21 protein-coding genes are annotated in these 19,229 nt (G+C 68.8%); 1 reads left to right on the top strand and 20 read right to left on the bottom strand.

The window, feature by feature from the left end:
* From AC37TH_RS12860 to AC37TH_RS12765, 20 genes are all read right to left on the bottom strand, one after another.
* Positions 1–549 (bottom strand): PH-like domain-containing protein, encoded by a 549-nt coding sequence (locus AC37TH_RS12860; RefSeq protein ID WP_490764733.1) that lies wholly within the window; start codon positions 547–549, stop codon positions 1–3.
* A complete protein-coding gene (locus AC37TH_RS12855; RefSeq protein ID WP_490764732.1) occupies positions 542–1,897 on the bottom strand; it encodes a dihydroorotase in 1,356 nt (451 codons plus the stop codon). Before AC37TH_RS12855 ends, AC37TH_RS12860 begins: the two co-directional genes overlap by 8 nt.
* Positions 1,894–2,850, bottom strand: coding sequence for an aspartate carbamoyltransferase catalytic subunit (locus AC37TH_RS12850; protein WP_490764731.1), 957 nt, complete (start codon positions 2,848–2,850; stop codon positions 1,894–1,896). The genes AC37TH_RS12855 and AC37TH_RS12850 overlap by 4 nt, the downstream gene beginning before the upstream one ends.
* Positions 2,847–3,440, bottom strand: coding sequence for a bifunctional pyr operon transcriptional regulator/uracil phosphoribosyltransferase PyrR (gene pyrR, locus AC37TH_RS12845; protein ID WP_490764730.1), 594 nt, complete (start codon positions 3,438–3,440; stop codon positions 2,847–2,849). The genes AC37TH_RS12850 and pyrR overlap by 4 nt, the downstream gene beginning before the upstream one ends.
* A gap of 97 nt (positions 3,441–3,537) precedes the next feature.
* Positions 3,538–4,266 carry a DsbA family protein gene (locus AC37TH_RS12840; RefSeq protein ID WP_490764729.1) on the bottom strand — a complete coding sequence of 243 codons (729 nt, stop codon included), beginning with the start codon at positions 4,264–4,266 and terminating at the stop codon, positions 3,538–3,540.
* A 39-nt stretch (positions 4,267–4,305) separates the two neighbouring features.
* Positions 4,306–4,722: a transcription antitermination factor NusB gene (gene nusB / locus AC37TH_RS12835; protein ID WP_490764728.1), complete on the bottom strand. Its 417-nt coding sequence runs from the start codon at positions 4,720–4,722 to the stop codon at positions 4,306–4,308.
* Complete coding sequence (gene efp / locus AC37TH_RS12830) at positions 4,723–5,286, bottom strand: elongation factor P (RefSeq protein WP_490764727.1); 564 nt, start codon at positions 5,284–5,286, stop codon at positions 4,723–4,725.
* Between the two features lie 113 nt (positions 5,287–5,399).
* Positions 5,400–5,837, bottom strand: a complete 438-nt coding sequence (locus AC37TH_RS12825; protein WP_490764726.1) for a type II 3-dehydroquinate dehydratase — start codon at positions 5,835–5,837, stop codon at positions 5,400–5,402.
* A 6-nt stretch (positions 5,838–5,843) separates the two neighbouring features.
* Positions 5,844–6,302, bottom strand: a complete 459-nt coding sequence (locus tag AC37TH_RS12820) for a hypothetical protein (RefSeq protein WP_490764725.1) — start codon at positions 6,300–6,302, stop codon at positions 5,844–5,846.
* On the bottom strand, positions 6,299–7,390 hold the full coding sequence (gene aroB / locus AC37TH_RS12815) for a 3-dehydroquinate synthase (RefSeq protein WP_490764724.1): 1,092 nt from the start codon (positions 7,388–7,390) through the stop codon (positions 6,299–6,301). Before aroB ends, AC37TH_RS12820 begins: the two co-directional genes overlap by 4 nt.
* Complete coding sequence (locus AC37TH_RS12810) at positions 7,387–7,878, bottom strand: shikimate kinase (RefSeq protein ID WP_490764723.1); 492 nt, start codon at positions 7,876–7,878, stop codon at positions 7,387–7,389. Before AC37TH_RS12810 ends, aroB begins: the two co-directional genes overlap by 4 nt.
* Positions 7,879–7,889: 11 nt before the next feature.
* Positions 7,890–9,098: a chorismate synthase gene (gene aroC / locus AC37TH_RS12805; RefSeq protein WP_490764722.1), complete on the bottom strand. Its 1,209-nt coding sequence runs from the start codon at positions 9,096–9,098 to the stop codon at positions 7,890–7,892.
* Between the two features lie 98 nt (positions 9,099–9,196).
* Entirely contained in the window at positions 9,197–10,402 is a 1,206-nt protein-coding gene (locus AC37TH_RS12800) for a shikimate dehydrogenase family protein (RefSeq protein WP_490764721.1), read from the bottom strand.
* 10 nt (positions 10,403–10,412) lie between these two features.
* The gene (gene mltG / locus AC37TH_RS12795) at positions 10,413–12,101 is read right to left on the bottom strand and encodes an endolytic transglycosylase MltG (protein WP_490764720.1); all 1,689 of its coding nucleotides are present in this window, start codon (positions 12,099–12,101) and stop codon (positions 10,413–10,415) included.
* A 1-nt stretch (position 12,102) separates the two neighbouring features.
* Positions 12,103–12,570, bottom strand: coding sequence for a Holliday junction resolvase RuvX (gene ruvX / locus AC37TH_RS12790; protein WP_490764719.1), 468 nt, complete (start codon positions 12,568–12,570; stop codon positions 12,103–12,105).
* 6 nt (positions 12,571–12,576) lie between these two features.
* Complete coding sequence (gene alaS, locus AC37TH_RS12785; protein WP_490764718.1) at positions 12,577–15,234, bottom strand: alanine--tRNA ligase; 2,658 nt, start codon at positions 15,232–15,234, stop codon at positions 12,577–12,579.
* A 42-nt stretch (positions 15,235–15,276) separates the two neighbouring features.
* Entirely contained in the window at positions 15,277–15,468 is a 192-nt protein-coding gene (locus tag AC37TH_RS12780) for a hypothetical protein (protein ID WP_490764717.1), read from the bottom strand.
* 75 nt (positions 15,469–15,543) lie between these two features.
* Positions 15,544–15,921, bottom strand: a complete 378-nt coding sequence (locus AC37TH_RS12775) for a DUF948 domain-containing protein (protein ID WP_490764716.1) — start codon at positions 15,919–15,921, stop codon at positions 15,544–15,546.
* A 140-nt stretch (positions 15,922–16,061) separates the two neighbouring features.
* Complete coding sequence (gene rpsD, locus AC37TH_RS12770) at positions 16,062–16,691, bottom strand: 30S ribosomal protein S4 (RefSeq protein ID WP_490764715.1); 630 nt, start codon at positions 16,689–16,691, stop codon at positions 16,062–16,064.
* A 174-nt stretch (positions 16,692–16,865) separates the two neighbouring features.
* On the bottom strand, positions 16,866–18,206 hold the full coding sequence (locus AC37TH_RS12765; protein WP_490764714.1) for a replication-associated recombination protein A: 1,341 nt from the start codon (positions 18,204–18,206) through the stop codon (positions 16,866–16,868).
* A gap of 192 nt (positions 18,207–18,398) precedes the next feature.
* Between AC37TH_RS12765 and AC37TH_RS12760 the strand changes: the two genes are divergently transcribed.
* Positions 18,399–19,178, top strand: a complete 780-nt coding sequence (locus AC37TH_RS12760; protein ID WP_490764713.1) for a peptidylprolyl isomerase — start codon at positions 18,399–18,401, stop codon at positions 19,176–19,178.
* Positions 19,179–19,229: the final 51 nt, after the last annotated feature.

The raw sequence follows: 19,229 nt of genomic DNA, 5'->3' as shown, positions 1-19,229 counted from the left end.
TCACACCTCACTTTCCGTGCTGGTTCCCGCCTGAGACCCGGCGGGGAGAATGGATTCGACCGCGGCGATCACCGGCGCGCGGTCTGCCGGGTCGACGACCCGGAAGAAACTGTCTGCTGCGGCGCCACCGCTGGTGGTCCAGGACAGGCGCAGGAGCCCGTCCTTCTCGACCACGCGGTCGATGGCGGTGGTCGCCGCCCCGAGACCGGTGAGCGCCGACGACGGGATGTAGGTGGGCTGCTCCCCCGTGACGGCGATGGTCACGCCGTCGGAGGCGACGCTCACCCGCGCCTTGCCGCGGAACGAGAGCCCGGGCAGCGCGAGACGCTCCAGGTGCTCTCCGGCCTTGGTGGTGGCGACGTAGAAGCTCTCGGCGGTCGCGATCGGCTGCGCGGCGGCGGCCGACTGCCCGGACGCGGTCGCGGGCAGCGGGTATCCGCCACCGGCCGGGCGGTCGCGTCGGACTCGTCGTCGCCAGCCCCAGAGGATCAGCAGAGCCGCGACGACCAGAACGGCCACGACGACCAGGGTGGGGACGAACTTATCCACGCAGAGCCTCCTCGGAATGTCCGGCGAACGCCCGAGCTCGGGCAGCGACCTCCGCAGCCTCGGAGACCACGCCGTCGAGGACGGTCGGGTATCCGTGGTGGAAGGTCGCGACGACGCGGCCGGGCAGCGTCATCGACAGGTAGGGAGAGTTGACGCCCTTGCCGGCGAGGTCGCCGGTCGAGAACTCCCGCGACGCGGTCGGGTCGTAGAGCGTGAACTCGGCGGGCGCGCCGGCTTCGAGCGCGTGACCGTGACCGGCCAGCCGGCCGATGCGGGCCGGGGTGTGCGAGAGCACGCGGGCGACGTCCGCCCAGTCGAGCATCCCGTTCTGCACCACGGAGGCGTGGACCACGGAGAGCGCCGATTCGAGGCCGACCATGCCGAACGCCGCGGCGTCCCACTCGCAGTCCTTCGCCTCTACGGGATGCGGGGCGTGGTCGGTGGCGACGATGTCGATCGTCCCGTCCGCGAGGCCGGCCCGGAGCGCCTCGACGTCTTCGGAGCGGCGGAGCGGCGGGTTGACCTTGTACCGCGCGTCGTAGCCGGTCACCAGCTCCTCGGTGAGGATCAGGTGGTGCGGCGTGACCTCGGCGGTGACGTCGATGCCGCGCGCCTTCGCCCAGCGGATCACGTCGACCGACCCGGCGGTGGAGACGTGGCAGACGTGCAGGCGGGAGCCGACGTGCTCGGCGAGGAGCACATCCCTGGCGATGATCGACTCCTCGGCCACCGCCGGCCAGCCCGCGAGTCCCAGCTCGCCGGACAGCGCGCCCTCGTTCATCTGCGCGCCGATGGTCAGGCGCGGCTCCTGCGCGTGCTGGGCGATCACGCCGTCGAACGCCTTGACGTATTCCAGCGCCCTGCGCATCAGCAGCGGGTCGGAGACGCACTTGCCGTCGTCCGAGAACACGCGCACCCTGGCGCGGGAGTCGGCCATCGCGCCCAGCTCGGCGAGACGTTCGCCCTCCAGGCCGACGGTGACGGCGCCGATCGGGCGCACAGTCGCGTATCCCGCAGCGTCGCCCAGGCTGAGCACCTGCTCGACCACACCGGCCGTGTCGGCCACCGGCGACGTGTTCGCCATTGCGAACACCGAGGTGAACCCGCCTGCCGCGGCGGCGCGGGTGCCGGTCAGCACCGTCTCGCTCTGCTCGAAGCCCGGCTCCCGCAGGTGCGTGTGCAGGTCGACCAGGCCGGGCAGGGCGATCAGGCCCGCGGCGTCGACCACTGTCGCGCCCGCTGCCGAGAGCCCGCTGCCGACCTCCGCGATCCGTCCGCCGTCGACCAGCAGATCGGCGGCCGAGCCATCCGCGAGCGTCGCGCCCGCGATCAGATATCTCTCGTTCACAGTGAGTCCTCCCGATCTCCACCGGACAGCAGGAGGTACAGAGCGGCCATTCGTACGGAAACCCCGTTGGCGACCTGTTCCCTGACCGTCGAGCGGGGCGAATCCGCCGCCGCCGCCGAAATCTCCAGACCCCGGTTCATGGGACCGGGGTGCATCACAATGCTACCCGTGCCGAGCCGGGCCAGCCGTTCGTCGTCCAGCCCCCAGCGGCGGGCGTACTCCCTGGTGTTCGGGAAGAACGCGGCGTTCATCCGCTCGCCCTGGATGCGCAGCATCATGACGACGTCCGGGCCGGCGTCGATCGCGGCGTCGAGGTCGTAGCCGATCGTCGCGGGCCAGCCGGACGCATCCACCGGCAGCAGCGTCGGCGGCGCGATCAGTGTGACCTCGGCGCCGAGCGTTTCCAGCAGCCAGACGTTCGAGCGGGCCACCCGCGAGTGCAGGATGTCGCCGACGATGGTCACGGTGACGCCGTCGAGGTCGTGGCCGCGGGAGGCGGTGCCATGCAGTCGGCGGCGGATGGTGAAGGCGTCCAGCAGCGCCTGCGTCGGGTGCTCGTGCATCCCGTCGCCGGCGTTGACGATGCCCGCGTCGATCCAGCCGCTCGTCGCGAGGGTCTGCGGGGCGCCCGAGGCGCTGTGCCGCACCACCACGGCGTCCGCGCCCATCGCGGCGAGAGTCTGCGCTGTGTCCTTCAGACTCTCGCCCTTGGAGACGCTGGAACCCTTCGCGCTGAAGTTGATGACGTCGGCGGAGAGCCGCTTGGCGGCAGCCTCGAACGAGATGCGGGTGCGGGTCGAGTCCTCGAAGAAAAGGTTGACCACCGTCTTGCCGCGCAGGGTCGGCAGCTTCTTGACCTCGCGGCCCTGCACGTCCGCCATGTCCTCCGCAACGTCCAGGATGCGGATGGCGTCGTCGCGGCCGAGGGTGCGGGTGGAGAGGAGGTGCCTCATGCGGTCGCCTCCGATCCGGTGTCGGTGCCTGTATCGGTGTCGGCCAGGCCGTCCTCGATGGTCACGGCCTCGTCCCCGTCGATCTCGGTCAGCAGCACGTTGATGCGCTCCGACGCGGCGGACGGCAGGTTCTTGCCCACGAAGTCCGCCCGGATCGGCAGTTCGCGGTGGCCGCGGTCGACCAGCACCGCGAGACGGACCGCGCGTGGCCTGCCCAGGTCGCTCAGCGCATCCAGTGCCGCCCGGATGGTGCGGCCGGAGTACAGCACGTCGTCGACCAGGACGACGGTCTTGCCGTCGATGCTGCCGGGCAGCGAGGTCGGCGCGGGCGTGCGCGTCGGGTTCCTGGACAGGTCGTCGCGGTACATCGTCACGTCGAGCGCTCCGACGAGGTCGGCCGGCGAGGCGACCGCCTGCGGCTCGATCCGCTGGATGCTCTCCGCGATCCGGCGCGCGAGGATGACGCCGCGCGTGGGGATGCCCAGGATGATGAGATCGTTCGTACCCCGGTTGGACTCCAGGATCTCGTGAGAGATCCGAGTCAACGCCCGGCTGATGTCAGCGTGCTGCAGCACTGTTCGCACTGTCATGCCGACCTCCTTCCCCGCCTCACTGGACGGCTGTTAAAGGATGTCTATCGCGAAAGAGCATAGCAGGGGGCCGCGCTGCTCCGCGGCCGCCCACCGGTCAGTTCTTCGCGAGGAACGCGGTGAACGCGGCTGCGTCGGTGACGCTGCCCGGGAACTGCTTGCCGTCCACGAGCACGGTCGGCGTGCCCTGGATGGTGTCCAGCGCCTTCTTCCCGTCCACCATGATCGGGCCGGTCTGCGAGTGCGCCGTGTTAGCCTGCGCCCACGCCTGGTACGGCGCGCTGCGGCCGAGACAGTCCGTGATGTCGGTCAGGCCGCTGTCCGTCGCGAGCTTCGCGAGCTCCTCGTCGGTCAGCCCGTTGGAGTTCTCCTCCGGCTGGTGGGCGAACAGCGCCGTGTAGTACTCGAGGGCGGCGTTCGGCTCCTTGACGGCGACACAGGTGAGGGCCGCGGTCGCTCGGGACGAGTATCCGGTGCCGTTGGAGGCGCGGTCGAGGAAGGTCAGCGGGTGCAGCCGCAGCGTGATCGTTCCGTCGGAGACCGCCTTCGCCAGCGTGTCTCCGTTGGTCTTCTCGAACTCGCCGCAGACGGGGCACATCGGGTCGAACCAGATGTCGACGTGCTTCGCGCCCGTCCCCGCCTTGATGTAGCCGTCGTCGAAGTTGACGGCGCCGTCGGTGCCGGTCGGCGCTTTCGCGGTCGCGACGGGCACCGACTGGTTGCCGACCAGCGAGCACGCGGCCGTCCCTGCCAGAAGGGCGAGCGCGAGTGCGATGGCTCCCAGAGCGCGCACCCCCGGACGTCGGACGGAGAGGGTGCTGCGCATGTGGTGGTTCCCTTGCTCTGGCGTTCGGTGATGCTGGCGTTACTGGGGCTTGTTCTGGGCGATCTTCGCCAGCAGGCCGTTGATGAAACCGGCCGAGTCGTCGGTCGACAGCACGGTTGCCGCTTCGACGGCCTCCGAGATCGCGACACCGTCGGGGACCTGCTCATTGAACAGCAGCTCCCAGACGCCGATGCGCAGGATCGCGCGGTCGACGATCGGCATGCGCGCGAGGGTCCAGCCCTGCGCGTACGTCTCGATCTGTTCGTCGATCTCGTCCTGGTTGTCGATGATCCCGTCGAGGATCTCGCGGGCGTAGAGCCAAGAGGCCTCACGCTGCGGTTCGTTGACGGCGCGCTCCGCCTCGGTGGCGAGCGCCTGGTTCAGCGCGATCTGCCGGACGTCGGCTCCGTAGAGCACGTCCAGAGCACGCTTGCGGGCTTTGGTCCTGGCGCTCATCTAGTCGTTGACGCGGCCGAGGTAGTCGCCGGTGCGGGTGTCGACCTTGACCTTGGTGCCGGTCTCCAGGAACAGCGGGACCTGGATCTGGTATCCGGTCTCGACGGTCGCGGGCTTGGTGCCGCCGGTGGAACGGTCGCCCTGCAGGCCAGGCTCGGTGTACGTGATCTCCAGCACGACGGATGCGGGAAGCTCGACGTAGAGCGGCTCTCCCTCGTGCAGCGCGACGGTGACGTTCTGGTTCTCGAGCATGAAGTTGGACGCGTCGCCGACGACGACACCGGAGATGGTGATCTGGTCGTAGTCGCTGGTGTCCATGAAGACGAAGCTCTCGCCGTCCTGGTACAGGTACTGGTAGTCGCGGCGGTCGACGTTCGACGTCTCGATCTTCGAGCCGGCGTTGAACGTGCGGTCGACGGTCTTGCCGCTGGTGACGTTCTTCAGCTTGGTGCGCACGAAGGCGCCGCCCTTGCCCGGCTTGACGTGCTGGAACTCGATCACGGTCCAGAGCTGGCCGTCCATGTTGAGAACGATGCCGTTCTTGATGTCAGCGGTTGTTGCCATGCGTGAGTTCCGTTCGATTATGGGAGAAGTTCCGGGTGGATGCGCGCCGGAGCGGTCCACGGTGGCCGGCCACGCACGATGGACGCGGCGGCAGCCTCAAGAGATTCTAGTTGTCAGGCGGCGTTTCGGCGAATGTGGGCGAGAGCCAGGCGGTACGAGTCGAACCCGAACCCGGCGATCACCCCGCTCGCGACGGCCGAGATCACACTTGTGTGCCGGAACTCCTCGCGGGCGTGCGGGTTGGACAGGTGCACCTCGATGACGGTGCCCCCGGCCTTGGTCACGAGCGAGACCGCATCCCGGAGCGCGAAGGAGTAGTGCGTCCACGCGCCCGCGTTGAGGATGACCGGAGCGCCGGAGTCTGCCGCCTCGTGCAGCCAGCGAAGCAGCTGACCTTCCTCGTCGGTCTGCCGGAGGTCGATGGTCGTCTCCGGGGCATCCTCCCGCAGGATCGCGGCGAGGTCGTCGAGAGTCCCTGCGCCGTAGACATCCGGTTCGCGGGTGCCGAGGCGGCCGAGATTCGGGCCGTTGAGGACGAGAACACTGCTCATGACCGATCAGCCTACCGGCGCTTCGTCGGCGGCGAGGGGACGCACGCGCACGGCCGACCACGTGTCGTCGACAGCGACGTTGCTGATCGTCCGCCAGCCGAACGCCCCGGTCTCCCGGATGATCGTGTCGCGGTTGAGGTCGGAGCCTGCACGCTTCTCGTACAGATACCAGACCGCCCGCGCGCCGCCGAGCGACGGCAGGTCGGCGGCGAACCGCCGCAACAGCTCGTCGCGGCCGTGCACGAACGTCACCGCGATGGAGGCGTCGACCTCCGCCGCACCGGATGCGCTCTGCGCCTCCGCTGCACCGTCCGGCAGGGCGCCGATCCTCGCCCGCTCGTCCGCCGTGCCTCCGGCGATCCACACCACGTCGCCCCCTTTGACCAGCAGCTTCTGCGCGACGGTCTTCTGACCCGCCGGCTTCTGCACGGTCGTCGCCTGAACGGTCGGCGTCTCCTCCGTCACGAACCGATCTCCTGGTACGCGGCGAACAGCAGGCTCTGGTCGGGACCGGCGAGCACGGTCGGCCTGGCAAGGTCGTCGAGCACGATGAAGCGCAGCAGGCTCCCCCGCGCCTTCTTGTCCCTCTGCATCGACGCGAGCAGTGTCTGCCACCGGCCGAGCGGGTACGAGACCGGCAGGGTCAGCGATTCCAGGATGCTGCGGTGCCTGTCCACGACCTCGTCGCTCAGGCGACCGCTCAGCCGCGCGAGCTCTGCGGCGAACATCATGCCGACCGACACGGCGGCGCCGTGGCGCCACTGGTAGCGCTCGGCGTGCTCGATCGCGTGCCCGAGCGTGTGCCCGTAGTTGAGGATCTCCCTGAGTCCCTGCTCGGTGAAGTCCTCGCCGACGACGCGTGCCTTGATGCCGATGGAGAGTTCCACCAGGCGGCGGAACTCCGGCGACACCGGGTCGGTGGCCCGGTCGACGTCTCGTTCGATGATGTCGAGGATCTCCGGCTCGGCGATGAAGCCGTATTTCACGACCTCGCCGAAGCCGGCGAGGATCTCGTTGCGCGGAAGCGAGGTGAGCGTGTCGAGGTCGCAGATCACTGCGGCGGGAGCGTAGAACGCTCCGACGAGGTTCTTGCCCTCCGCCGTGTTGATGCCGGTCTTGCCTCCGACGGCCGCGTCGACCATCCCGAGCAGTGTGGTCGGCACCTGCACGAGGCGGACGCCGCGCAGCCAGGTGGCAGCGACGAAGCCGGCGAGGTCGGTGACGGCGCCGCCGCCGAAGCCGATGACCGCGTCGGATCTGGTGAAGTCGGCCTGTCCCATCACCTGCCAGCAGAACGCGGCGACTTCGACTCGCTTGGCGGCCTCGGCGTCCGGGACCTCCGCGAGCAGCACCTCGTACTGTCCGACGAGGGATTCGCGCAGCTGAGCAGCCGCTGCGCCGAGTGTCGGCGGGTGCACGATGAGGACTTTCGCCACACCGCCGCCGAGGTAGGCGGCGAGGTTCGAGCGCAGCCCGCGGCCGACCACCACCGGATACTGGTCGTCTCCCGCAACGAGGATCTCAGTGGGCTGGTCGTTCTCGATGTCTGTCATCGCTGTCCTTCCTCGATCCAGGTCGCGATCTCTTCCACGATGGCGTCGATCGGTCTGGTCGATGTGTCTGCCGTGTAGTCGGCGAGTGCTGAGTAGATGTCTGCCCTGGCGGCGACGAGGCGTTTCCACGATTCGACGTCGCTCACCAGCGGACGTTTGCTGTTGCCGATCCTGGTCGCAATCGCCTCTGGGCTCACCGTGAGGAGCACCACGCGCGCCTCGGCGAGGTCTGCCTGGGTGTTCGCATCGATCACGGCTCCCCCGCCGAGCGAGACGACGCCGGACTCGCCGAGCGCCGCCGCGACGATCTCGCGCTCCAGAGCGCGGAAGTGCGGTTCGCCGTGCTCGGCGAAGATCGCGGGGATCGGGCCGTGCGCGGCGACGATGCGCGCGTCGGTGTCGACGAACGGCACCTGCAACCGTGCAGCGAGCCGCTTGCCGAGGCGCGACTTGCCCGCCGCAGGCGGACCGATCAGGACGATGGTCACGGGAGCGGTGTTCAGGCGTACGGCGCCGAGAGGCGCTCGGTGGCGAGGTTCTGCGGGATCGCGTCGAGGTAGCCGCGAAGGTTGCGCGCGGTCTCGGCGACCGAGTCCCCGCCGAACTTCTCCACGACCGCGTTGGCGAGCACGAGGGCGACCATCGCCTCCGCGACGACGCCCGCCGCTGGCACGGCACAGACGTCGGAGCGCTGGTGGTGCGCGGCGGCGGCCTCATTCGTGGCGATGTCCACGGTGCGCAGCGCGTGCGGGATGGTGGCGATCGGCTTCATGCCCGCCCGCACCCGCAGCACGGTGCCGGTGCTCATTCCGCCCTCCGTGCCGCCCGCCTTGTCGCTGGTGCGGACGATCTCGCCGTCTTCCGCGATCAGCTCGTCGTGCGCCTCAGACCCGCGCCGGGTCGTGGTCAGGAAGCCGTCGCCGACCTCGACGCCCTTGATCGCCTGGATGCCCATGAGTGCCGCTGCGAGCTGCGCGTCGAGCCTGCGGTCCCAGTGCACGTGGGAGCCGAGCCCCGGCGGCAGCCCGTAGGCCAGGACCTCGACGACACCGCCGAGGGTGTCGCCGTCTTTGTGCGCGGCGTCCACCTCCTGCACCATGAGCGCGCTCGTCTCCGCGTCGAAGCAGCGCAGCGGATCGGCGTCCAGAGCGTCGACGTCGCTCGGAAGCGGCAACGGTGATCCCTCCGGAACGCGCACCGGCCCGATCGACAGCGTGTGACTGACCAGGGTGATGCCGAGCTGGTCGAGGAACGACCGCGCGACGGCGCCGAGCGCGACGCGCGCTGCGGTTTCCCGCGCACTCGCGCGTTCGAGAATGGGGCGGGCCTCGTCGAAGCCGTACTTCTGCATCCCGACCAGGTCGGCGTGTCCAGGGCGCGGACGGGTGAGCGGAGCGCCGCGACCGCTGGAGAGCTTCGCCTCGTCCACCGGCTCCGCGCTCATCACGTCGACCCACTTCGGCCACTCGGTGTTGCCGATGCGCAGCGCGATCGGACTGCCCAGGCTGAAACCGTGGCGGACGCCGCCGGAGATGTCGAGAGCATCCTGCTCGAACTTCATGCGCGCACCGCGCCCATAGCCGAGTTTGCGGCGCGCGAGATCAGCGCGGACGGCGTCGAGGGAGACGGGCACCCCAGCGGGGAGCCCCTCCAGGAGGGCGATGAGTTCGGGACCGTGGGATTCCCCGGCCGTGAGCCAACGAAGCATGATTCGATTCTGGCACAGCGGGCAGGGGCCTCCTGGCCGCGTGACGAACCCGTGGACAACCGTGAGGCGACTCGGCCTGTGGAGGGATCAGAGAGGGATCAGACCTCGAACGGCGCGCCGCTCTCGTCGATCCCGACCGCGTCGAGCATGGCGGCCAGCACGGCGTCTTCGCCCTCCAGCGGCTGCAACGGATCGCCGGAGACGAAGATCCTCACCTGGAGCAGCGCCTGGTGCGCGAGCAGCGCCAGTCCGGAGACCACCCGGCCGCCCACCGCCTCCCACGACCGACCGATAGCGCTCGGCCACGGGTCGTACGAGACGTCGAACAGCAGGGCATTGCGCCTGGTCGAGTCGGTGTACAGCGCTTCCGTCTTCGCGCCGCCCGGCAGGGTGCTGACCACCAGGTCCGGAACCTCCAGCGACCGGTCGGCCTGGCTGAGCGGACGGATCCGCACCATCAGCCCGAGCTGGTGCGCGAGCGGCTCGAGCCACACGCTCCGCTCCAGCGATCGGACGTAGACGTCGACCTTCTCCGCCCCGAGCTCCGCGGCGGCCACCAGCGCGGACGCCGCGGTGGCACCTCCACCCAGGATGTGCACGAAGCGCGCGCTCTCCAACCCGGCAGCGGACAGCGCACGAACGAGCCCAGACACATCGGTGTTGTACCCGCGCAGCACGCCGTCGTCGTCGAGGAGCACGGTGTTCGCGACCCCGGTCTGCTCTGCAACCCTGTCGATCTCGCCGAGCAGCGGGACGACGGACTGCTTGAGCGGCATGGTGAGCGACAGACCACGCCACTCCGGGCCACGGCTGTCGATGAAGTCGGCCAGCGTGTCCCCCGTGACGTCGTCCGCCTCGTACTCCCAGTCGAGTCCCAAGACATCGTAGGCGGCGCGATGCAGGGCGGGCGACTGGGAGTGCTCGATCGGAGAGCCGAGAACGGCCAGCCGCCGGGCGACGGGCTTCGCCGCTTTGGCCTTGGCAGCCTTCGGCTTGGTCGGCGCTACCGGCGCTGCTACCGGCTCCGGCTCCGGCTCCGGCTCCGGCTCCACAGCCTCGTCCGCCGGCTCCACAGCCTCCTCCGGTTCCGCCGGCTCTTCCAGCTCGGCAGCCTCCTCGGCCGCCACGACGGCCTCCTCCTCGGCCTCCGCTGCGCGCTCAGCCTCCACGATGGCCGCGATCGACGCTTCCGCCGCCGCTTCGGCCACGCCGTCCTCCGCCGCCGCGTCCTCCGACACTGCATCCTCCGACACTGCGTCCTCCGACGCCGCGTCCACCGGATCCGCGTCTGCTGGCTTGTTCACGTCGCGTTTGTCATCCATATCCGGGGTTGTCCCTCATCCACTGTTGCCACTTCGCGACCGCGGCGTCGTGCTCTTCCACGGTCGTCGAGAAAATGGTCTCGCCTGTCTTCAGATTCCACGTCACGAAGAACATCCACGGGCCGTCCGCCGGGTGGATCGCCGCGTTGATGGCGAGATCTCCCGGGTTCGAGATCGGTCCGACCGGCAGTCCGGGATGCACGTAGGTGTTGTAGAGGTTGCCCGCGTCCGCGCGCTCCGCGTCGGTCGTCGTGACGGTGTGGGTGTTGCCCGTGCCGTATGCGACCGTCGCGTCCGACTGCAGGTCCCAGCCCTGGGCGAGGCGGTTGAGGAAGACCCTCGACACCTTCGGGTAGTCGGGCGCGAGCCCGGCCTCCCGCTGGACGATGGAGGCGAGCACCACCGTCTTCCAGCGGTCCGCAGCGGGAACCCCTGCCTGGTCGAGCGCCTGGAAGCTGCGGTCCACCATCGTCTTGATCGCGTCGTGCGCCGTGATCCCCGGCGTGAACGTGTACGTCGCGGGGAACAGGAAGCCTTCGAGTGTCTTCGCCTCCGCCGGCACTCCGTATGCGGCAGGCGTGGCGGCCGCGGCCTGCAGGTCGGCGAGCGGGAGCTTCGTCGCACTCGCGACGATCGGCAGGATGTCCTTCTCCGCCGTGCCCTCGGGGATGACGGCGGTGTTCTCCATCTTGGAGGCCGGGTCTTGCAGAGCGACCAGCGCCGCTTGGGCGCTCATCCCCTTGGCGAGTTTGAACAGCCCTGGCTGGAAGTCCACCTGCGGCTTCTGCCGCAGCAGCAGGGTGTAGAACGCCTCGTAGGTCTTCGTCACGCCCTTCTTGGCGAGATTGTTGGCGATGTCGGAGCCGCTGTCCCCCGACTGGATCGAGAACAGCACCTGGCCCGTCCCGCTGCCGGTGTAGTCGTTGTCGACGGGAGTGATCGCCTGGATGAGCTTCGCGACCTGCGGCTGGAAGACGGCGTATGCGCCGCCGATGAGGCCGCCGAAGATGGCGACGATGATCAGCGTCACCCAGAGGGCCCTGAGGCCGCGCTTCTTCTTCTTCCTGGGCGGCTCGGTGTGCGAGAGGTAGTGCTGCTGCCGCCAGACCAGCGGCGAGTCTGCGGCTGCCTCCCTCTGCGCGCGCTCGGCACCCTCGCCGGGCTCCGGCTGCGCGGCGAGCTGCTCGAACGTCGCGAACGGGTCCGACTCGACCGGCTCGTCGTGCGACGGAGCGTCGTGCGCGGGAGTCTCGTGCGACGGAGCCTCCTGGCCGCGGACGCTGACGAAGCTGGAGCGCCGTGCTCCGACGGTCTCGTGCTCGAACTCCTCCTCGTGCTCCCGGAGGCTGTCGTCGCGTTGCGCGGCGACCGGCCCGGTGAGCACGCTGTCGAAGTCGAGTGGCGTTCCCGGCGCGACGGCCGTGGACGATGGCACGGGCGCCGCCGGTGCGGCAGGGGCGGTAGCGGAGTCAGGGGCGTCGTGCACGCTGCTCTGCGCTCGGATCTCCGCGCCGTCTGCGCCCGCAGCGGCTCCTTCTTCGGCGGCGGCTGCGGCCTCTCTGGCCTTCGCCTCCCGCCGCGTCAGCGGCTGCCGATTCACCGTCGGGAACAGCGGAGGGGCCGGCTGGCCGTCCGGCTGGCTGGTTTCGCCGTGCCCCGGGGTTTGAGGGTTCTGCGACAAGCTAGGGTCCAATGTTCGGTTCAACGGGTGTGCCCGGCGGACGGTCTGTTGCGCGCTCCGCGTCGAGGGCGTGCTGCAAAATTATCGTGGCAGCAACCTGATCCACCACCGGACGCGCGCTTTTCGAGTTCTTTCCCGCCGCTCGCAGGGCCGAATGGGCCGAGACGGTCGACAATCGTTCGTCCACCAACCGCACGGGAACATCCAGCTCAGCGACGAGCGCTTCGGCGAATCCGACGGCGTCGGCCGTGGATGCGGTCTGCGCGCCGGAAAGCGCCAAAGGCAACCCGACGATAATCTCGAAAACTCCGAGTTCCGTCACAATCTCCGAGATCCTGCGCCGATCCGCAGCATCTTTGGAGCGTTGAACCGTCTCCACCGGCGTCGCCAGCATCCCGTGCAGGTCGGACCGGCTCACGCCGATCCTGACCTTCCCGACGTCGATGCCGAGGCGGACTCCTGAGCGCACGGCGTCCTAGCCGCCGATCGCCGACGTCACCGCGCTGAGCGCTGCGGGGATGGCCGCAACGTCCGTCCCGCCGCCCTGGGCGAGGTCGGGCTTGCCGCCTCCGCCGCCGCCGAGCACACCGGAGGCGGTCTTCGCGAGCGCTCCGGCGTTCACCCCTGCATCGCGCGCCGCCTGGTTGGTCGCGACGATCACGACCGGCTTATCGCCCGCACGGGCGGCCAGCGCCACCACAGCGGGGTCGGAGCCGAGCCGCTCGCGCACGGTGGTGGCGAGGAGGCGCAGGTCGTCCGCCGAGTTCAGCGTGCCGGCGTCGCTCGCGACGACCGTGACAGCGCCGTGGCGGGAGGCGGATTCGAGCAGAGAGGGAACCTTGTCGAGAACCGCACGCGCCTCGAACGCCGCGATGCGCTTCTCCGCGGCCTTCAGGTTGGCGAGCAGGTCGGCGATCTTCTCCGGCAGCTGCTCGCGGGGGGTCTTGAGCGACCCGGACAGCTGGGAGACGATGGTGCGCTCGACCGCGAGGTCGCGGAACGCCTCCAGACCCACCAGCGACTCGACGCGGCGGTTCGTGGAACCGACCGACGACTCGCTGACCAGGTTGATCATCCCGATCTCCGCGCTCGACACCACGTGGGTGCCGGCGCACAGCTCGCGCGACCACGGCCCGCCGATGTCGACGACGCGCACGGTGTCGCCGTACTTCTCGCCGAACAGGGCCATCGCGCCGAGCGCCTTGGCCTCGGCGAGCGGGAGCTCCCTGGTGGTCACCTCGAGGTTGTCACGGATCGCGTTGTTCGAGATCTCCTCGATCTCTGTGCGGGTCTCCGCCGACAGCGCCTGGTTCCAGGAGAAATCGAGGCGCAGGTATCCCGCCTTGTTGAACGAACCGGACTGGTGCGCGTTCGAGCCGAGCACCTGGCGCAGCGCCGCGTGAATGATGTGGGTGCCGGAGTGCGCCTGACGCGCGCCGCGGCGGTAGTCCCGGTCGACCAGCGAGGTGGCCGGCGAACCGACGCCGACCTCTCCGCTGCGCACGAGCACCGTGTGGCTGATGAGACCCTTGACCGGCTTCTGGACGTCGACGACCTCGAGCTCGTAGCCGGGGCCGACGATCGTCCCGGCGTCGGCGTCCTGTCCACCGGACTCCGCATACAGGGCCGTCGCCCCGAGCACGACCTCGGCGATCTGCCCCTCGGTCGCCCTGCTCACCGACGCACCGTCGACGATCAGGCCCAGGATGCTCGACTCGGTCTCCAGCTCGGTGTATCCGGTGAAGACGGTCTCGCCCTGCGAACGGAAGGCGCTGTACACGGAGAGGTCGGCGAGGGCCGTCTTCTTCGCCTTCGCGTCCGCCTTCGCCCGGGAACGCTGGTCGGCCATCAGGGTGTCGAACGCCTTGCGGTCGACGCTGAGCCCGGCCTCCTCCGCCATTTCGAGGGTGAGGTCGATCGGGAAGCCGTACGTGTCGTGCAGCAGGAACGCGGTGTCGCCCGCGAGCTGGTCCCTGCCTGCGCGCTGCGTGTTCGCCACGGCCGTGTCCAGGATGCCAGTGCCGGCGACGAGCGTGCGGAGGAAGGTCTCCTCCTCGGCGTATGCGAGCTGCGAGATGCGCGCGAAGTCCGCATCCACCTCCGGGTAGGCGGCCTTCATCGCATCCCGCGAGACCGGGAACAGCTCGGGGAACGTGGCGTGGTCGACGCCCAGCAGACGCATTGCGCGAACGGTGCGGCGCAACAGCCGGCGCAGGATGTACCCGCGGCCTTCGTTCGACGGCGTCACGCCGTCCGACATCAGCATCAGCGCGCTGCGCACGTGGTCGGCGATCACGCGCAGGCGCACGTCGTCGTCGTGCACAGCGCCGTAGGTCTTGCCCGCGAGCACAGCCGCCCGGTCGAGGACAGGACGCACCTGGTCGATCTCGTACATGTTCTCGACGCCCTGCTTGAGGAACGCGACGCGCTCCAGCCCCATGCCGGTGTCGATGTTCTTCTTGGGCAGGTCGCCGAGGATCTCGAAGTCCGCCTTGCCGGTTCCCTCACCGCGGAGGTACTGCATGAAGACGAGGTTCCAGATCTCCACGTATCGGTCGTCGTCGGTCGCGGGGCCGCCGTCGATGCCGTAGGCGGGACCGCGGTCGAAGAATATCTCCGAGCAAGGCCCTGCCGGGCCGGGCTGACCGGTCGACCAGTAGTTCGTGTCCCTGCCGAGACCCTGGATGCGCTCGTCCGGCAGACCGGCGACGCGCTTCCATATCTCACGCGCCTCGTCGTCCTCCTCGTACACCGTGACCCAGAGGTCCTTCGGGTCGAAGCCGAGTCCTCCATCGTCCTCCGTCGTCGTCAGGAGGTCCCAGGCGAAGGTGATCGCCTGCTCCTTGAAGTAGTCGCCGAAGGAGAAGTTGCCGCACATCTGGAAGAAGGTGCCGTGGCGTGGGGTCTTGCCCACCTCTTCGATGTCGAGCGTCCTGATGCACTTCTGCACGCTCGTCGCGCGCGGGAACGGCGCTGGCACCAGCCCGGTGAGGTATGGAACGAACGGGACCATGCCGGCCACCGTGAAGAGCAGAGACGGGTCGTCGCTGACGAGCGAGGCGGACGGGACGACGGTGTGACCGCGCGTGGCGAAGAAGTCGAGCCAGCGGCGGTGGATTTCAGCAGTCTGCATGGTTTCCGAGCGGTAGAGAGCGGTAATTCGGTGGTGGAGGGATCAGTCGCCGTCGATGGCGGAACGGATCTCCGCCTCGCGCTGGCGGTATCCGTCGGAGACGGCCTCGCCGAAGTCGCGCGCCTTCTTGTCGATGCTGGTGAAGAACTGCCGCCCCTGCGGGGTCTCGTTCACCTTGTGCGCGACGACGAAACCGATCGCGACGCCGACGACGAGCCACAGAAAACTCTTCATGTCCTGATTCTCCCTCGATGGATACGACACGGGCGCCGACGTCCTGCCGGCGGTCTCCCGCGCGCCTCGGTCAGTTTAGTGCGTGGTCGTGCGGGAACGTCGAGAGCCCCGCGTCCAGCCGAACGCGGCGCGCACGGCGGCGCTGAACCCCGCGAGCTTGATCAGCGGGCCGCCGACGGTCGCCGCGAACAGGGCGACGAGCGCCGACACGTTTCCCGTCACGTCCGCGACGTTCTTGGTGATGACGTCGACCCTGGCCAACTGCTTGTTTGTCTCGTGGATGGTCGTGGCGGTCTCGTCGAGGATCGGCGTGATGCCGTCGCTCGCCTCTTTGATCGCATCCCTCGTCTGGTCGAGCACGCGCCCGAACTTGACAAGAGGAATCGCGATGAAACCGACGAGCACCGCGAAGACGCCCGCTGCGATCAGTCCTGCGATATCGCCACCCGACACGAGGCCACCTTCCATTCCGACAACGGCATACGGCTCAAGCGTAGCCCCAGCGCGGCAGGATGTGACCCCCGGCAGCCGGGCGGAAACGACAGCAGGGGCCGTGGCTGCTGCCACGACCCCTGCCGACTTGAGCGCTGTGCTTAGCGAGCCGCGTAGTACTCGACGACGAGCTGGACTTCACACGTCACCGGAACCTCGGCGCGCTTCGGGCGACGCACGAGGCGCGCCTGCAGCTTGTCGAGTTCGACCTCGAGGTAGCCAGGGGTCTTCGGCAGAACGTCGACGTGACCGCCGGCGGCCGCGACCTGGAACTGCTCCGTGCCCTCTGAACGCACCTTGACGTGGATCAGCTGACCCGGCTTGACGCGGAACGAGGGACGGTCGACGATCTGTCCGTCGACGAGGATGTGGCGGTGAACCACGAACTGGCGAGCCTGTGCGGTGGTGCGGGCGAAGCCTGCACGCAGCACGAGGGCGTCGAGACGCATCTCGAGGAGCTCGACCAGGTTCTCACCGGTCAGGCCCTGGGCGCGACGAGCCTCTTCGAACGCGATCTTCAGCTGCTTCTCGCGGATGCCGTACTGGGCGCGCAGACGCTGCTTCTCGCGCAGACGAACGGCGTAGTCGGAATCGGCCTTGCGCTTGGTGCGGCCGTGCTCACCGGGAGCGTACGGGCGCTTCTCAAGGTACTTCGCCGCCTTCGGGGTCAGGGCGATGCCCAGTGACCGCGAGAGGCGGGTCTTGCTACGGGTACGTGACTTGGTAGACACGATGTCCTTTCGGTTGTCTCTCTAACAATGAACGCAGGCACACATGTCGTCCTGCAAAAGTAGAGGGATGTGCCAGGGACGCCCGGCTACAGGGCCTGTCCCTTCGAGAGGATGTTCCGACGCAGCCGCACGCGAAACAGCCTTCTAGGCCAGACGAGTCTAGCAGAACGAAGCTCAGCGTCCGCGCACGATCCTGCGGAGCTTCGCGAGGCGCGCGGAGACGTCGCGTTCGTTGCCGTGCTCCGTCGGCGTGTAGTACGTCGCATCCCGCAGTTCGTCCGGCAGATACTGCTGCTGCAGCACCCCGAGGGCGTCGTCATGCGGATACTGGTATCCCTTGCCGTGGCCGAGCCGCTTTGCTCCCGGATAGTGCGCGTCGCGCAGGTGCTTGGGCACGCGGCCGATGCGACCTGCGCGCACGTCGGCGATCGCCGCATCCAGTGCCATGTACGCCGCATTGGACTTCGGAGCCGTCGCCAGGTGCACGACAGCCTGCGCCAGCGGGATGCGCCCCTCCGGCATCCCGATCAGCTGCACGGCGTCTGCGGCGGCCACCGCGACCACGAGTGCCTGCGGGTCGGCCAGGCCGATGTCCTCCGACGCCAGGATGATGATGCGCCGCGCGATGAAACGTGGGTCCTCCCCCGCCTCGATCATGCGCGCGAGGTAGTGCAGGGAGGCGTCGACATCGGAGCCGCGCACCGACTTGATGAACGCGCTGATCACGTCGTAGTGCTCGTCGCCGTTGCGGTCGTAGCGCAGCAGTGCCCTGTCGACCGCCTGCGCGATGATCTCGGCGGTGATCACCGGCTTCTTCTTCGACGTGGCGGGGGTCGACGACGCAGCGCTCACCGAGCCGGCTTCGAGCGCTGTCAGCGCTCGACGCGCGTCTCCGGAGGCCAGCCGGATGATCGCTGCCCTCGCCTCCGGAGCCAGCGTGTACTGACCGGCCAGGCCCCTGTCGTCCGCCACGGCCCTGTCGACCACCGTGCCGAGGTCGTCGTCGCTGAGCGTCTCCAGCGTCAGCAGGAGCGAGCGCGAGAGCAGCGGCGAGATGACAGAGAACGACGGGTTCTCGGTTGTCGCGGCGACGAGGATGACCCAGCCGTTCTCGACGCCCGGCAGGAGCGCATCCTGCTGGGCCTTGGTGAAGCGGTGGATCTCGTCGAGGAAGAGGACCGTCGACACCCCGTAGAGGTCGCGGGTGGAGAGCGCCTCGTCCATCACCAGGCGCACGTCTTTGACGCCGGCGGTGACCGCCGAGAGCTCGACGAACCGGCGACCGGACGAGTGCGCGATGGCCTGCGCGAGCGTGGTCTTGCCCGTGCCGGGAGGACCCCACAGGATCACGGAGACCGACCCTGTCTCTCCGGTCTGGTCAGACGCGAGGCTCACCAGAGGCGAGCCAGGCCGCAGCAGATGCTTCTGCCCGGCGACCTCGTCGAGGGACTTCGGCCGCATCCGCACAGCGAGAGGCGTCGCTCCGGTGCGGAGCCCAGGTTGCACGTCGACCACCTGTCCAGGCTAGTCGCTCCCACCGACACGCGAACCGCGCCGCCGGCCAGTGGATGCGCCTCCGTCCGTTCCGTGAACCTGGGAGCGGCGACTTTGCCGCTCATAGCTGGGTCCAATAGGGTTCATCCTGATCCTCGGGCACCGCGCGACGGGTCGAGTTTTTTGCACGACGGCGCGCTCCGGAGGACACACGTGGCACCAAGTAAGCAGAACGATCGCGAAGCCAGGCAGGCCAGGGAGCGACTCCGGGCGTACCAGGCGCGTCAGACCGTGCACGAGAAGAAGGCAAAGCGGCGCGTCAGGGACAACTGGATCGGCGGCGTCGCTGTGCTCGTGATCGTCGTCCTCGCCATCGGGACACAGCTCCTCTTCTTCGCGAAGCCGGGAACGCCGTCCGCGTCCGGCTCTCCGTCGCCGTCCGCGTCCGCATCGGCCGGGGCGCTCACGCTTCCGTCGAAGACGCTCGCGGAGGACCGCACCTGGACGGGCACGATGACGATCAACGGCATCCCGCTCGGCGTCTCTCTCGACGGAGCGAAGGCGCCGCAGGCGGTTTCGTCGACCATCGCGCTCACCCAGAAGAAGTTCTACGACGGCCTGACCTGCCACCGGCTCACCGACGGCGGATTCTCCGTGCTGCAGTGCGGCGACCCGAACGGCGACGGCAGCGGCGGCCCTGGATACTCGTACGGCCCGATCGAGAACGCGCCGAAGGACAACGTCTACCCCGCCGGGACGATCGCCATGGCCAGGCAGAGCAACAATGCGAACAGTCAGGGCAGTCAGTTCTTCATCGTCTACAAAGACACCACCATCGGATCAGACACCGCAGGCGGATACACGGTGATCGGGAAGATCACCAGCGGACTCGACACCCTCAACTCCGAGGTGACGTCGAAGGGCGTGTCCGGCGGCGGAACGGACGGCAAGCCGGCCGTCGCGACGAAGATCGACTCGTTCACGCTCAAGTGATCCATGAGCTCACGGCGACGGCTGCACGCCGCGCGCTCGTGCAATAGGCTA

The organism is Leifsonia sp. McL0627 (genome assembly GCF_058244615.1).
This window is presented reverse-complemented; position numbering and strand designations above follow the sequence as displayed.